Raw genomic sequence first — 15413 nt, 5'->3', positions numbered from 1 at the left:
CATCATGCCCTACGGATTGAGGGCCAGTTGAAACCTGGCCTGGAGACGCAAGCTTACCATTGGCGGATGATGCGCGCGTTCGCTTGTCGGCTTGGACCAAGGGCGCTTCGATCCCGAAGCGCCCTTGGCCTTGACGCCTATCCCGCCGCGCAGCGGTCAGGCGGAAAAGCCGCCATCGATGCTGAGGCTGGCGCCGGTGATGTAAGCCGCTTCCGGGCTGGCCAGGTAAGCCACGAAGCCGGCGATTTCCTCATCCGTGCCATAACGGCCGAGCGGCATGATCGCCTTCAGCGTGGCGGCGAATTCGCTGCCGGCCGGATTCATGTCGGTGTCGACCGGGCCCGGTTGCACGTTGTTGATGGTGATGCCGCGCGGACCGAGGTCGCGCGCCAGGCCGCGCGTCAGGCCGACCAGCGCCGACTTGCTCATGGCGTAGGGGCCGCCGCCGGCAAACGGCACGCGGTCGGCATTGGTGCTGCCGATGTTGATGATGCGGCCGCCTTCGCCCATGTGGCGTGCTGCTTCCTGGCTGGCGATGAAAACGCTGCGCACATTGATCGCCAGCGTGCGGTCGAAATCCTCCAGGCTGAACTCGGCCAGCGGCGCAATCGCCAGCACGCCGGCGTTATTGACCAGGATATCGAGCCGTCCGAAAGCGCTGACCGTCTTGACGATGGCAGCCTTGATCTGTCCGGCATCGGCGCTGTCGGCCTGGATCGCCAGCGCCCGTCCGCCGGCCGCTTCGATGTCCTTCACCACTTGCGCGGCTTTTTCCGGCGAGCTGATGTAGCTGAAGGCGACGGCAGCGCCGTTCTTTGCCAGGCGCTTGGCGATGGCGGCGCCGATGCCGCGCGAGCCGCCCTGGATGAAGGCGACTTTGTTGTCCAGTACAGCGTTTGCTTGATGGTTTGTCATGGTGTTTCTCCTGTAGGTTGGGCTGTCGGCCGAAGCGGCTTGCAGCGGGTTGACAGGCACAGTATCGGACGATCATTATGCTGTTACTAGTCGTTAATCTGCATAATCACTTCATACCAAAGGTTTAAAATGGAAACCATGATCGGCATGCAATGCTTTGTCCGCAGCGCCGAAGCCGGCAGCTTTTCCGAGGCGGCGCGGCGGCTCGGCATGACTTCTGCGGCGGTCGGCAAGAACGTCGCCAGGCTGGAAGCGGGGCTGGGTGTGCGGCTGTTCCAGCGCAGCACGCGCAGCCTGACCTTGACCGAGGCGGGCGAAAGTTTTTTGCATGAGGTCAAGGACAGCTTGCTGTCTATCCAGGCCGCGGTCGACAACCTTGCCAGCGCCGGCGGGCAGCCGGCCGGCATGCTCAAGGTCAGCATGGGCACCGGCTTCGGACGCGCCTACATGGTGCCGCTGCTGGCGCCTTTCCTGGCGAAATATCCCGGCATCTCGCCCGACTGGCATTTCGATAACCGCCAGGTCGACTTGATCGCGCAAGGTTTCGACGCTGCCCTCGGCGGCGGCTTCGAACTGCCGCCCGGGGTGGTGGCGCGCGTGCTGGCGCCAGCGCACCGGGTGCTGGTAGCGGCGCCCGATTATTTCAGCGGCAGGAAAGCGCCGGCGTCGCCTGCCGGGCTGGATGCCTTCGACGGCATCTTCATCCGTTCGCCGCAAACCGGACGGGTGCGCCCCTGGCCTCTGCGCAACCGCGCCAACCAGCAAGCGCCGGTGGCGCTGCGCACGCGCATGACCATGAGCGACCCGGAAGCGGCTTGCGAGAGCGCGCAGATGGGACTGGGCATCGCGCTGGTCAGCATGCCGAACGCCTTGCCCTTCCTGCGCGCGAAAAGCCTGGTGCGGGTGCTGCCGGACTGGTATGTCGACGGCGGCACTTTGTCGCTCTACTTCGCCGCGCAAAAACTGCTGCCGGCCAAGACCCGGGTGTTCGTCGATTATGTGGTGGAGCATTTCCGCCAGGAGCGGCTGGCGGAGCAGTTTTCAGCGATTTGACAAACTGCGGATGCCAATGAAAATGGCCACGGATTGCGCCGTGGCCATCGTGTTTGCTGCGAGCGCTCGGTCAGCGCGCCGCTTCCGCCAGCGACAACGCCAGCGTGTTATGCCGTTCCAGCACATTGCCGAGGTCGACCGTGGTGAACTGGCCGTTGCGCACCACTACGCGGCCGTTGATGATGCTGTAGGCGACATCGGCCGGGGTGCAGAACACCAGCGCCGCCACCGGATCGTGCCAGCCGCCGGCAAAGCCGACCTTGTTCAAATCGAACAGCACCAGGTCGGCCGACATGCCCGGCTTCAAGGCGCCGATGTCGTCGCGGTTGAGCACCTTGGCGCCGCCCAGCGTCGCCAGTTCCAGCGCCTGGCGCGCCGTCATGGCGTCGGGGCCGAAGCCGACCCGCTGCAGCAGCATCGCTTGCCGCACTTCGCCCAGCATGTGGGCGCCGTCGTTCGACGCCGAACCGTCGACGCCGATGCCGACCGCGACGCCGGCGTCGACCATCTTGCGGATCGGCGCGATGCCGGAGGCCAGCCGCATGTTGGAGCAGGGGCAGTGGGCGATGCCGGTGCCGGTGCGGGCGAACATGTAGATGCCGTCGTCGTCCAGCTGCACGCAGTGCGCATGCCAGACGTCGTGCCCGACCCAGCCGCAATCCTCCGCATACTCGGCCGGCGTCATGTGGAACTTCTCGCGGCTGTAGGCGATGTCGTTGACGTTTTCCGCCAGGTGGGTATGCAGCGAGACACCATGATGACGCGCCAGGCTGGCCGATTCGCGCATCAGGTCGCGCGATACCGAAAACGGCGAGCAGGGCGCCACCACGATGCGCTGCATGGCATGGCGGCTGCTGTCGTGATAAGTCTCGATCAGACGCTGGGTATCTTGCAGGATCGCCTTTTCATCTTCCACCACGCGGTCCGGCGGCAAGCCGCCTTTCGACTGGCCGACGCTCATCGAGCCGCGCGCGGCGTGGAAGCGCATGCCGATCTGCTGCGCGGCCTCGATGCTGTGATCGAGCTTGCAGCCGTTCGGATAGATGTACAGGTGGTCGCTGCTGGTGGTGCAGCCGGACATGATCAGCTCCGCCATCGCGGTCAGGGTCGAGACCTGGATCATCTCCGGCGTCAGGTTGGCCCAGATCGGATACAGGTTGGTCAGCCAGTTGAACAGCTCGCCGTTCTGCGCCGCCGGGATGACGCGCGTCAGGCTTTGGTACATATGGTGATGGGTATTCACCAGGCCCGGGATGACGACGTGATTGCCTGCGTCGATGACTTCGTCGGCAGTTTGCGGCAGGTCGGCGCTGGCGCCTACCTGTTCGATCACGTTGTCGCGGATGAAGACAGCGCCGCCGGCGATTTCACGGCGCGCATCGTCCATGGTGACGACGACACGCGCATTTTTTATCAATAGAGTTTTAGACATGAACAATGGACCAAAATACGCTGGTTCAAGATTTTGGCGTAAAGCGGCGTAGGAAATCCAGCAAGATTTGCGCCGATACTTCGGCATCGTCCGCAGTCATTGTTTCCAATGGATTGTGGCTGATGCCCCCGTTGCCGCAACGCGTGAAGAGCATGGCGACGTCAGTAATTTTAGCGATGGTCATGGCGTCATGGCCGGCGCCGGAAGCGAGTCTGAACGGCTGCACGCCGGCCCGTTCGGCGGCGGCGGACAACTGGTCCATCAGCCACGAAGCACAAGGCGCAGCCGGCGCCGAGACCATTTTCTCGACATTGGCTTCGACGCAGCGGCGCGCGCAGACAGCTTCGATATGGCGCAGCACGTCTTCCACCGCGGCATCGCGGATGCCGTCGTCGGCGGCGCGGATATCTAGCGAGAAGATGCAGGCGCCGGGAATCACATTGGTGGAACCGTTAGGCACCTGCAGCTGGCCGACGGTGCCGACCAGCGAAGCTTGCTGGTCTTGTGCGCAGCGCTGTTCCACATACAGCAGGATTTCGGCGGCGGCGGTGGCGGCATCCTTGCGCATCGCCATCGGCGTGGTGCCTGAATGGCTGGCGACGCCTTTCAGCTGCACCATGTAGCGGCAGCTGCCGGCGATCGAGGTGACGATGCCGACCGGCAGGTCGCGCTGCAGCAGCACCGGGCCTTGTTCGATATGCACTTCGACATAGCCCAGCAGATCCGCCGGATTGCGCGCGATGGCGGGAATCGCCGCCGGGTCGTGGCCGGCCTGCAGCAGGGCGTCGCGCATGCTGACGCCGTCGCGGTCGAGATTGTTCAGCAGCTCCAGGTTGAACTGGCCGATGATGGCATTGCTGCCCAGGAAAGTGCTTTTGAAGCGCACGCCTTCCTCTTCCGAGAAGGCGACGATTTCAAAATGGAAGGGCAGTTTTTCGCCGCGTTCGTGCAGGTGCTTGACGATGGCGATCGGCAGCAGGATGCCTTCGCGGCCATCGTACTTGCCGCCGTTGCGCACGGTGTCGTAGTGGGAACCGGTCATCAGCGTCTTGGCCGCCGGATTGTCCGATAAATAGCGGCCGACCACGTTGCCGACCGCATCGATCTCGGCCTGCATGCCGGCCTCGCGCATCCAGCCCGCGATCTGGGCGGCGGTGCGGCGATGGCTGTCGGTCATGTAGGCGCAGGTAAGGCCGTTGTCGTCGTCGCTCCAGGCGCCGATCTGTTCCGCCCAATGCATGATGGTCTTGCCCAGTTCAGGCGTGTAGCTGAGCAGGTCGTTGGTGCGCATTTCGGCGATGCGGCCGATCTGGCGCAAGGCTTCTCCCAGCTCATCGTCGAACTGGTTTTTCAGGCGGCGGCTGAAGGTGGCGATGATGGCCTGGCGCGACAGGCCCTGGCCGTCGGCGCCCTTGACCGCAAGGATGAAGGGAAAGCCGAATTTCTGGTTGTAATCGGCATTCAGCTTTTGCAGCGTGGCGAATTCCTCGGCGCTGCACTGATTGAGCCCGGCCTTGGCCTGTTCGCCGGTCGACTCGGCTGTGAGTTCGCCGGCGATGGCGGCCTTGCCGGCCAGCTCCGGGTGGGCACGGATCAGGCCAAGCTGTTCTTCGCGCGTGGCGCTGCTCACGGCAGCCTGCATCGCCTGCTTGAGCGCCGTGATGTTGGCGAACGGCCGCTGGGCGGCGGCGCGCTGCGGGATCCACGGCGAATGTTCGTAGATGCCGTGCAGCGTCGTCACGAAAGCCTGCGCCTCGGCGCTGTTCAATTGTTCTAGTGTTGTCATTTGTATCATCGGCGGGCCGGCCCGCTTTGTCCTAAGTTAAATCGCTCTGTTGCTGCTACGGATGGGAATTACATTACTTCAAAACCGCTTTCATCGCAGCCCGTCCCGGTTTGTCCCGGCCCGGGCTGCGCATCTTTTTATTTAATGATCTGAACTTTGCGCCGCCGCCAATGCATGCGCCCGGCTATCGCTGCTGGAGCCTTTGCCGTTGAAAAACAGGTTCAGCAAGACCGCCATGCTGGAAGCCAGCAGGATGCCGCTATGCAAAATGGTCGACAGGAATACCGGCATCTTGTCGAAAAAGGTCGGCGCCACGATAGGGATCATGCCAGCGCCGAAACTGACGGCGACGATGAACAGGTTGTTGCGGTTGTGCTGGAAATCCACGCCCGACAGGATCTTGATGCCGGTCGCCGCGACCATGCCGAACATGACGATGCCGGCGCCGCCCAGCACGAATTGCGGGATGGATGCGGCCACATGCGCCATCTTGGGGAACAGGCCGAACAGCATCAGGATCACGCCGGCGGCGGCGCAAACGTAGCGGCTGCGCACGCCGGTGACGCCGACCAGGCCGACGTTCTGCGAGAACGAGGTGTAGGGGAAGGTGTTGAAGATGCCGCCGATCACGCTGCCCAGGCCGTCGACGCGCAAGCCGCGCGCCAGGGTCTTGTCGTCGATTTTCTTGCCGACGATTTCGCCCAGGGCAATGAACATCCCGGTCGATTCGATCATGGTCACTATCATCACCAGGCACATGCTGACGATCGAGCCGAGGTCGAATTTCGGCCAGCCGTAGTGAAACGGACGGATGAAGGAAAACCATTCCGCATCGCCCAGGCCGTAGAAGCTGATCTTACCCATCGACATGGCGATGACGAAACCGATGATCATGCCGCTCAGCACCGAGATGTTGGCGATGAAGCCTTTGACGTATTTGGTGATCAGCAAGATCGAAATCAGCACCACCAGCGCGATGCCGAGGCTGGTCGGCGAGCCGTAGTCGGGATTGGGGATTTTGGTGAAGACGCCGTCGACCAGGGTGCCGATCACCGGCTGGCCGCCTGCCGCCCAGTTGATGCCGACGCCCATCAGCGAAATGCCGATGACGCTGATCACGGTGCCGGTTACGACCGGCGGGAAGAAACGCATCAGGCGGCTCATGTAGGGCGCCGCAAAGACGCAGAAGATGCCGGACACGATCACCGCGCCATAGATGTGCACGATGGTCAGCTGCGGGTTGCCGGCCATCGCCACCATCGGGCCGACGGCGGCGAAGGTGACGCCCATCATGACCGGCATCTTGATGCCGAACTTCCAGAAGCCAAGGCTCTGGATCAGGGTCACCAGGCCGCAGCAGAACAGGTCGGCGCTGATCAGGAATGCAATATCGCTTTTTGCCAGGTTGAGCGCGCCGCCTATGATCAGCGGCACGGCAATCGCGCCGGCGTACATCACCAGCACGTGCTGCATGCCGAGTGCTGCGAGCTTACCTACGGGGAGTCTTTCATCTACCGGATCTGTGCTGCTGGTCATCGTGTGTCTCCTAAGTGCTTTATGATTTTTTAGTGCTTGCGGCGACATCAATCCGGCGTTTGGAAAATCCTGCCCGCCGGCCTGCTGCGCCACAGCCTTCACAAGTCACCTGATGCTGGAACAGGGCTCGTGCTGTCCGATACTACTTTGCCCAGCCCCTCACGATATATAGCTTGCCTGATAGTTGATTTAGGTATTTGGATATATGGTTGAAACTCGTTGTTGTGGAGGAATTGTGTTGCGTTTTTACTTTGCCAGCATGGACTTGGCGGCAATGCCGATCTGCTCGCGCAGCCATTTGTGCTCAGTGGCCTGGTGCACTCTTTCGTGCCACAGTTGGTAAAAACGCATGGGCGGAAACTTGATCGGCAGGGTGAAACTTTTCAGCGACAGCGTTTTTTCATAGAAGCGGGCGAACTGGCGGCCGGTGGTCAGCACCAGGTCGGTCTGCGCCACCATGTAGGGCAGCATGCCGAAGTAGGCCGATTCCACCACCACGTTGCGGTTCAGGTTCTGGCTGTCGAGAAAGGAATCGATGATGCCGTGGTAGCCGGGCAACACTTGCCATGGCGCCACGTGCGGCAGCGACAGATAGTCTTCCACCGTCATCTGGTCCGGCCCGGTGCGCTTGGCGTAGGCGCTGTCGGCCCGCATCAGGCAGACGATGGGGTCGTCGAACAGCTTGGACAGGTGCAGATGGGCCGGCGGTTCGTCCCAGTTGGCGATCACCAGGTCGAGGTCGCCGTCGGACAACAGCCTGACGTAGTCGGTTTCCGGCCCCAGGGCATGGATCACGATGCGGCTCTTGGGCGATTCGCGGCGCAGGCGCGCCACCACTTCCAGGAAGAACGGCGTATTCATGTAATCCGGCGCCGCGATATGGAAAGTGCGCGCTTCGGCCTGGGGTACGAAAGCGGTCTTTTGCACGAACAGGCGTTCGGTTTCTTCGAGGATGCGCTTGGCCGGCTTCAGCAGGCTTTCGCCGTGCTGGGTCGGCACCATGCCGCGCGCGCCGCGCACCAGCAAGGGATCGCCGGTGAGTTCGCGCAGCTTGCGCAGCGAGGCCGAGATCGACGGCTGCGGCTGGTTGAGTTTAAGCGCCACCCGCGAGACGTTCTTTTCGCACAGCAGCAGATACAGGATGCGTATCAGATGGATATCCAGGTGGTCCGGAAGCTTGGCCATGTTGTCTCCTACAATTTATATTTATTGATTTATTGGTTTAGTATTTATACGCCCTGTCGGAGTTCATTTTGTTATATGGATATGCGTATGTCAAATATATCTGGATATCCATGTTTTAAAACCCGGTTGCGTTTATCTTGCGTGAATCTGGCGCGCTTTTGAGGTTAAGGGCCCGTCAGGGAATAAGTTGGGCATTTGGGCGGCCGTAGCTCGATGCGATGCAAGGCGCCGGACGCGCGGCAGTGCGAGCACTGTAAGCGGTGGACAACGCGGCAGCGCGCCAGCTGCGGCCAGCACAAATGTTCAACTTATTTCCTGACGGGGCCTGAGCGCAGGCAGGGGAAGATGAAGGATGGGCAGGCAGGTATCTTGCTTATCGGATCATGTTGGCCGTAGCGGAGCTGGGTTGTTAAAAAAAGTTCGCGGCCGTGTTGGAGGACGTACCTCTTTCGTTTGCAGAGCCCGCGGTGGCAGACGAGTAATAATCGTTGGGGAAGACATGGATGCATTGTTAGTTTCATACGGAGTCGAATGGCTCAATCTGCTGGTTCGCTGGCTGCACCTGATCACCGGTATCGCCTGGATCGGCGCATCCTTTTATTTCGTCTGGCTCGACAATTCGATCCGGCCGCCGAAACCTGGTTCCGACCTGGCCAAGAAGGGCGTCTCCGGCGAGCTGTGGGCGGTCCACGGCGGCGGCTTCTACAATCCGCAAAAATACCTGGTCGCGCCGGCGGAACTGCCGGACGACCTGCACTGGTTCAAATGGGAAGCTTACGCCACCTGGCTATCGGGCTTCGCCATGCTGTTCATCGTCTATTACTTCAATGCTTCGGCCATGATGATCAACAAGGATGTGGCCGATCTGAATACCTGGCAAGCGATCGGCGTCGGCCTCGGCACGCTGGTGGTCGGCTGGACCGTCTACGACGTGCTGTGCCGTTCGCCGCTGGGCAAACGCGAAGGCCTGCTCGGCATCGTCATGTATGTGTTCATCGTTGCCGCAGCCTTTGTGCTGACGCACCTGCTGAGCGGCCGCGCTGCGTATATCCATGTCGGCGCCATGATCGGCACCATGATGGTGGGTAACGTGCTGATGGTGATCATTCCGGGGCAACGCAAGCTGGTGGAAGCGATGCGCGTCGGCAAATCGCCTGACCCTATCTATGGCAAGAAGGCCAAGCAGCGCAGCGTGCACAACAACTATTTCACGCTGCCGGTGCTGTTCATCATGATCAGCAACCACTACGGCATGACTTACAACCATCCGTACAGCTGGCTGATCCTGGCGGCGATTATTGCAGCCGGCGCGTTGATCCGTCACTTCTTCAACTTGCGTCATGCCGGCCGCGTTTCGCTCGGCTACCCGATTGCCGGCGTTGCCTTGCTGCTGGCAGTGGCGATTGCGATTGCGCCGAAGCCGGTCCAGCCGGTGGCGCCGGTTGCCAAGGCAGACGTTGCCGTAGCTGCCGGCGGTTCCACTGCGGCAGCCGCTGCCGCTCCGACCGCCGATATGGCGCATATCCAGGAAATCATCGGCCAGCGTTGCGCCACCTGCCATTCGGCGCAGCCGACCCAGCCAGGCTTTGCTACCGCTCCGGCCGGCGTGATGCTGCAGACGGCGGACCAGATTCGGCAACACGCCGACAAGGTCTATCAGCAAGCGGTGCAGCTGAAGGCCATGCCGCTGGCTAACCTGACGCATATCACCGACGAAGAGCGCGCCCTGATCGGTACTTGGTATACCTCAGGCGCCAAGTAAGTCCGGCACTGCCGCCCTGAAAGCCGGAAGCCGATTGAGCTGCCACGCTCGGTCGCCTTCCGCGCTCGACCTCATTTAAGAAATCTTTGGAGTTCCCATGTCCCAAACCATCACCATCGACGGCTTCAACCTGAGCGCCCAGCAAGTGATAGCCGTCGCCCGCGCGCCGCACCTGGCGGTCACCCTGGCCGACTCCTCGCGCGCTGCGCTGAAGGAAAGCCGCGACTACATCGAATCGACCTGGATGCACGACGAAGCGCCGATGATGTACAGCTTCAACACCGGCGTCGGCCTGCTGAAAGACACCCGCATCAAGGTCGAGCACATCGAGCTGTTCCAGACCCAGCTGATCAAGGCCCATTGCGCCGGCATCGGCGAGCCGTTCTCGGAAGAAGTCAGCCGCGCCACCATGCTGTTGCGCGCCAACGCCTTCGCCAGCAATTATTCCGCGCCGCGGGTGGAAGTGGTGGACCGCCTGCTGGCTTTCCTGAATGCCGGCATCCATCCGATCATGCCGCAAAAAGGCTCGGTCGGCGCCTCCGGCGACCTCGCGCCTCTGTCCTATCTGGCGGCGGCAATCGCCGGCTTCGACGAAGCCGAAGTGATGTACCAGGGCCAGCGCATGAGCGCGCCGGAGGCGATCGCCAAGTCCGGCGTCGGTCCGGTCAAGTTCGACCTCAAGGCGAAAGATGCATCGGCCCTGATCAACGGCTGCACCGCTTCGCTGGCGGTGGCGGTGCTGGTGGCGCACGATGCGCGCAACCTGCTGAGCGACGCCTGCCTGTCGCTGGGCCTGACGCTGGAAGCGATGCGCGCCGAAATGGCGGCGTTCGACCACCGCATCCAGCAAGCCCGTCCGCACGCCGGCCAGATCAAGACCGCCGCCATCATCCGCAAGCTGCTGTCGGGTTCCACCCGCACCACCCATGAAGCGCGTTCGGTGCAGTTTCCGGAAGAGTCGCGCCGCACCGACATCCCTTACAGCTCGCGCATCCAGGACGTCTACTCGCTGCGCTGCGCGCCGCAAGTCTACGGCCCGGTGTTCGATGCGCTGGACTATATCGACAATATCGTCGACAAGGAAATCAATTCGGCCACCGACAACCCGCTGATCTTTGATAAGGAAGGCGGCGGCTTCGAGATCATCTCCGGCGGCAATTTCCACGGCCAGTACCTGGCGCAGGCGATGGATTTGCTGGCGATGGCGATCACCGACCTGGGCAGTATCTGCGAACGCCGCATCGCCCGCCTGATCGACCCGACCCTGTCGTGGGGCTTGCCGCGCAACCTGATGAGCGGCGTGCGCGGCGTCAATACCGGCTATCCGGTGGTGCAATGTTCGATGAGTTCGCTGGTGATGGAAAACCGCACGCTGTGCATGCCGGGCAGCGTCGACAGTATCCCGGCCAAGGGCAACAGCGAAGACCACGTCTCGAACTCGACCTGGTGCGCGCGCAAGGCGGCCACGGTGGTGGCCAACACGCAGTACATCATCGGCGTCGAGATGCTGCTGGCGGCGCAGGCGCTGACCATGACGGAAGACCTGCTGCCGGGCTTTGTGCTGGGCACAGGCACGCAGGCGGCTTACCAGGAAATCCGCCGCCAGATTCCGGCTTGCCTGGACGGCGACCGCTGGTTCCACAACGATATCGCGGCGGCGCAGTCGTTTGTGGTGAGCGGTTCGGTGCGCAATGCGGTGGTTGAGAAGATCGGCGCATTTGCCTGATCGGGATAAGGCAGGGCGGACGGTCAACTGATCGTCTTTTGCCTGGTTAAAAAAATGGAGCCGCGTTCAAGCGGCTCCATTTTTTACGCCTGCGATATTGATCTGGCGTTTATTCCGACCACAGCTTGCCGGCGGTGGCCCAGTTTTCGCGCTTGACTTCCTGGATGATGATGTCCACCGATTCCGGCCCGCAGTCCAGGGTCTTGCAAGTCACTTCGGTGATGGCTTGGACGAAAGCGCGCTTTTGTTCGGCGCTGCGGCCTTCGAAAATTTGCACGTTGAAAGTCGGCATGGAAAATCCTTTCTATAAAAAATGATCAGTATTGGTAGCCGGGGTCGATGGCATCCAACTGGCGCAGCAGGGCAGGCCATTCCAGCTGGCCTTCCGGGCTGCCGTCGCCGAGCAGCTGGTCGCGCGTCTTGCGGCAGATTTCCTGCGACGGCAGCTTCAGCCTGCTGCCGCCGGCATGCGCCTTGAGCTGGATTTCGCAAGCTTTGTCCAGCGTATCCATGAGGACGTAGGCTTCGGCCACGGTGCGGCCGCATACCAGGCTGCCGTGGTTGCGCAGCAGCATGGCGGGCAATTGGGCCAGGCGCGCAACCATGCGTTCCTGCTCTGTCGGCGTCAGCGCCAGGCCCTCATAGTCGTGATAGGCGATCTGTTCATAAAAGCGCAGCGCGTGCTGGGAAATCGGCAGCAAGCCGTCGTCCAGGGCGCTGACCGCCACGGCGTTGACATTGTGCAGATGCATGACGCATACAGCGTCCGGTCTGGCCGCATGGACCGCGCCGTGGATGGCGAAGCCGCTGACATTGACCTGGTGCGGCGAATCGCCGACGACCTGTCCGCTGGCATCGATCTTGACCAGGTTCGATGCGCGCACTTCGTCAAAGCGATAGCCGAACGGATTCAGCAGGAAATGCCCGGGTTCATCCGGCACCGAGGCAGAAATGTGGGTGTAGATCAGGTCGTCCCAATGCTTCAAGGCGCACAGGCGGTAGCAGGCCGCCAGATCCTTGCGTACCTGCCATTCGGCGCTGCTGATGGTGGAGTCTGCCGGCATAGGAATCCAAACGTTAAAACGCGCGCCGATCGGCTAGGCGATCGACGCGCATCGGGTGCGGCTACTGTATCAGCTTATTTATTGCATTGTCCGTCGATCAGAAACGATGGCGGATACCGAAAGCAACGCTGTTGCCGACGGTTTGCTCGGTGATCTTGTCGTACATGTAGACCGCATACAGGTCGGTGCGCTTCGACATATTGTAATCGTAGCCCAGCGATGCCGTATTGCGCTTGAGCGACTCGCCCACCGCTGCGCCGGAACGCTTGGTGTTGGCCCAGGACGCCAGCACCGCGCCCTGGCCCAGCGGGATGCTGGTGCCGAGTTGCAGCGTCTTGTCTTTCAGGTCGATGTCATGCGAGGTCTGGTCGTAAGTGGCGAACAGCTTGGCGACGGTAAGGTCGTAGGTGGCGCCCAGGAACCAGTTCGATTGGCGCGCCGCCATCATGCCGCTTGGCAGCGGGATATTGGTGGCAGGTTGGACGTTGCCGGGCGACAGCTCCAGCGGGTTGTTGACCTTGACGCGTTGATAGTAGGCGGTCAATGCCAGCGGACCGTGGAAATACAGGACGTTGGCGCCGATATTGTTCTTGCCGTTGTTGCCCGCCTGTTCACCGAATTGATAGTGGAAATTGGCTTTCAGGCCGGCGAAGTCCGGCGTCGTGTAAATGATTTCGTTGCTCCAGCCGGTATCGCCGGCGACAGAGTTGGTCCAGCCGGATGCGTTGAACCAAGGCACATCCATGTGCAGGATCAGCGGCGACAGCTTGAACGAATCGCCGAACGGATTGAACAGGATCGAAGGCAGGAAGTTGGGCGCCAGGTCGCGGCCCAGGGAAACCGCGCCGAAGTTGCCGGTCAGGCCGACGTTGGCGTCGCGCGAGAACATCGTTTCGTTGCCGTCGAAGCGGCCGGTGGCGCCGGTGTTGGAGCGGAAGAACGAGGTCAGGTTGAACTTGGCCTTGAGCCCGCCGCCCAAGTCCTCGGTGCCCTTGAAGCCGATCCACGAAGTGGTCATGCCGCCGCTGTCGACCACGCTGGTGCGTCCCGAGTCGCCGCTGTATTTGAGCGAGCCGACGTAGGTATCGACCAGGCCTGTGACCTGGACCGACGTCTGGGCCATCGCTGGCAGTGCAATCGTCGCGCCGAGGGCCGCTGCGAGTTGCAGTTTTTTCAATTTGTTTTTAACTGGGTACATCCCTGTCTCCTGATTTTTATAAGATGGTAAATAAGTAGTAAATAAATTTCCGGTTTTATTCATCTGAAACAACACGCGTCCGTGTTCAAGCAAGGTCCGTGGAACCGCCACGGCGGGTTGAAAAAGCGTTATGCCGAAAACGGATGCGTCGCGCGCCAGTGGTCGGCGATGTCGATACGCCGGGTAATCCATACCTGGCCGTGGCTCTGCACATAGTCGAGGAAGCGCGCCAGCGCGGCAGCGCGTCCGGGCCGGCCGACCAGGCGGCAGTGCAGGCCGACCGACAGCATTTTCGGCCGGTTCAGGCCATGCGGATCGCCTTCGCGGTAGAGCACGTCGAAGGCGTCTTTCAGGTAGTCGAAGAACTGGGTGCCGGAATTGAAGCCTTGCATGGCGGCGAAGCGCATGTCGTTGGTGTCCAGGGTATAGGGCACGATCAGCTGCGCCTTGCCGTTGCCGTCCTTGAAGCTGACCTGTTCCCAGAACGGCAGGTCGTCGCCGTAGTGGTCGGCGTCATAGCTGAAGCCGCCGTGTTCCATCACCAGGCGGCGGGTGTTGGGCGAATCGCGGCCGGTATACCAGCCGAGGGGCGCGCTGCCGGTCAATTGCCGGATGACGCTGACGGCTTCGGCGATATGCGCGCGTTCGGTGGCTTCGTCGATATTCTGGTAACTGATCCAGCGCAGGCCGTGGCAGGCGATTTCATGGCCAAGTTCTTGAAAAGCGGCGGTCGCTTCCGGATTGCGCTGTAGCGCGCGCGCAACACCGAACACGGTCAGCGGCAGGCGGCGCTCTTCAAACATGCGCAATAAACGCCAGACGCCGGCGCGCGAGCCGTATTCGTACAGCGATTCCATGCTCATGTGGCGCGCCGGGAAGCTCTGGGCGCCGATGATTTCAGAGAGGAAGGTTTCCGAGCCGGCGTCGCCGTCCAGCACGCAGTTTTCGCTGCCTTCTTCATAGTTCAGCACGAACTGCAGGGCGATCCGGGCCTTGTTCGGCCATTGCGGGTGGGGCGGCTTGCGGCCGTAGCCGGTCATGTCGCGCGGGTAGTGGGGATCGGTGTTGATGGTCATTGCTGGGCCTGGAGTGTGCGATTGATCTGAATGCGTTGCCTGAATTATGTGTGCTGCAGCCATGATTAATATATGCCGGATAGTATATTGACCTGGACCCTGCGGTATATCATTTGATCGATACTCGTTTTCAACTAATCGATATAGGGAATTGTCATGGGAAACGCCGTTGGAAAATTAAGTACGCACGTTCTGGATATTACCCAGGGCAAGCCGGGCGTCGGTGTCAAAATCGCACTGTATTCAGTCAGCGCCGCCGGCCGCAGCCTGTTGAAGAGCGCCGTGACCAATCAGGATGGGCGGGTTGACGTGCCTTTGCTGCAGGGCGAAGAGATGCAGGCCGGACAATACGAGCTGGTGTTTTCGGCCGGGGACTATTTCGCTTCACAAGGAATTGACCTGCCAAGCCCGCGTTTTGTTGATCGCGTCACGCTGGCTTTTGGCATTGCCCACGCCGATCAGAACTACCACGTGCCGCTGGTGGTGTCGCCATGGTCGTATTCCACCTATCGCGGCAGTTAAGCACGCCTGCCAATCTGCCAAACGGGGCACGTCAGCCAGATGCGCCCTGCATTGCGATAGACCGCGGGTCTATCGTCAAATAACCACATCCGCAAGATCAATCCGCCCTCGCTATAAGCTTTGTGCTAAACTGTGTCTCAACATTTTTCGATAAATGA

General features: G+C 61.3%; 13 protein-coding genes. 4 read left to right on the top strand and 9 right to left on the bottom strand.

Annotated features, from left to right (window positions below):
* Positions 1-156: 156 nt before the first annotated feature.
* Positions 157-915 (bottom strand): 3-oxoacyl-ACP reductase family protein, encoded by a 759-nt coding sequence (locus KHU30_RS14425; RefSeq protein WP_211443333.1) that lies wholly within the window; start codon positions 913-915, stop codon positions 157-159.
* 129 nt (positions 916-1044) lie between these two features.
* On the opposite strand from KHU30_RS14425, the gene KHU30_RS14420 reads away from it, so the two are divergent.
* Positions 1045-1968, top strand: a complete 924-nt coding sequence (locus tag KHU30_RS14420) for a LysR family transcriptional regulator (protein ID WP_211443332.1) — start codon at positions 1045-1047, stop codon at positions 1966-1968.
* A gap of 70 nt (positions 1969-2038) precedes the next feature.
* Here the strand turns inward: KHU30_RS14420 and KHU30_RS14415 are convergent, their stop codons facing one another.
* From KHU30_RS14415 to KHU30_RS14400, 4 genes are all read right to left on the bottom strand, one after another.
* Positions 2039-3400 (bottom strand): 8-oxoguanine deaminase, encoded by a 1362-nt coding sequence (locus tag KHU30_RS14415; protein ID WP_211443331.1) that lies wholly within the window; start codon positions 3398-3400, stop codon positions 2039-2041.
* Positions 3401-3425: 25 nt separating this feature from the next.
* Positions 3426-5186, bottom strand: a complete 1761-nt coding sequence (locus KHU30_RS14410; RefSeq protein WP_211443330.1) for an allantoate amidohydrolase — start codon at positions 5184-5186, stop codon at positions 3426-3428.
* Positions 5187-5327: 141 nt separating this feature from the next.
* Positions 5328-6722, bottom strand: a complete 1395-nt coding sequence (locus KHU30_RS14405; RefSeq protein ID WP_211443329.1) for a nucleobase:cation symporter-2 family protein — start codon at positions 6720-6722, stop codon at positions 5328-5330.
* 246 nt (positions 6723-6968) lie between these two features.
* Positions 6969-7907, bottom strand: a complete 939-nt coding sequence (locus tag KHU30_RS14400) for a LysR substrate-binding domain-containing protein (protein ID WP_098493805.1) — start codon at positions 7905-7907, stop codon at positions 6969-6971.
* 499 nt (positions 7908-8406) lie between these two features.
* Between KHU30_RS14400 and KHU30_RS14395 the strand changes: the two genes are divergently transcribed.
* Positions 8407-9669 (top strand): urate hydroxylase PuuD, encoded by a 1263-nt coding sequence (locus KHU30_RS14395; RefSeq protein WP_211443328.1) that lies wholly within the window; start codon positions 8407-8409, stop codon positions 9667-9669.
* A gap of 97 nt (positions 9670-9766) precedes the next feature.
* The gene (locus tag KHU30_RS14390) at positions 9767-11395 is read left to right on the top strand and encodes an HAL/PAL/TAL family ammonia-lyase (RefSeq protein ID WP_211443327.1); all 1629 of its coding nucleotides are present in this window, start codon (positions 9767-9769) and stop codon (positions 11393-11395) included.
* 109 nt (positions 11396-11504) lie between these two features.
* On the opposite strand, the gene KHU30_RS14385 is transcribed toward KHU30_RS14390, so the two are convergent.
* From KHU30_RS14385 to puuE, 4 genes are all read right to left on the bottom strand, one after another.
* A complete protein-coding gene (locus KHU30_RS14385) occupies positions 11505-11687 on the bottom strand; it encodes a 4-oxalocrotonate tautomerase (RefSeq protein WP_211443326.1) in 183 nt (60 codons plus the stop codon).
* 25 nt (positions 11688-11712) lie between these two features.
* Complete coding sequence (locus tag KHU30_RS14380) at positions 11713-12459, bottom strand: class II aldolase/adducin family protein (RefSeq protein ID WP_211443325.1); 747 nt, start codon at positions 12457-12459, stop codon at positions 11713-11715.
* Positions 12460-12556: 97 nt separating this feature from the next.
* Positions 12557-13657, bottom strand: a complete 1101-nt coding sequence (locus tag KHU30_RS14375) for a porin (RefSeq protein ID WP_211443324.1) — start codon at positions 13655-13657, stop codon at positions 12557-12559.
* A 128-nt stretch (positions 13658-13785) separates the two neighbouring features.
* On the bottom strand, positions 13786-14733 hold the full coding sequence (puuE, locus tag KHU30_RS14370; RefSeq protein ID WP_211443323.1) for an allantoinase PuuE: 948 nt from the start codon (positions 14731-14733) through the stop codon (positions 13786-13788).
* Positions 14734-14889: 156 nt separating this feature from the next.
* Here puuE and uraH point away from each other — a divergent pair, with 156 nt between their 5' ends.
* Positions 14890-15255: a hydroxyisourate hydrolase gene (gene uraH, locus KHU30_RS14365; protein WP_211443322.1), complete on the top strand. Its 366-nt coding sequence runs from the start codon at positions 14890-14892 to the stop codon at positions 15253-15255.
* Positions 15256-15413 lie beyond the last annotated feature (158 nt).

It is taken from the genome of Collimonas humicola (assembly GCF_018304945.1).
Lineage (GTDB): Bacteria > Pseudomonadota > Gammaproteobacteria > Burkholderiales > Burkholderiaceae_D > Collimonas > Collimonas humicola.
The sequence above is the reverse complement of the archived record's forward strand: the minus strand, read 5'-3'. Positions and strand labels throughout refer to the sequence as shown.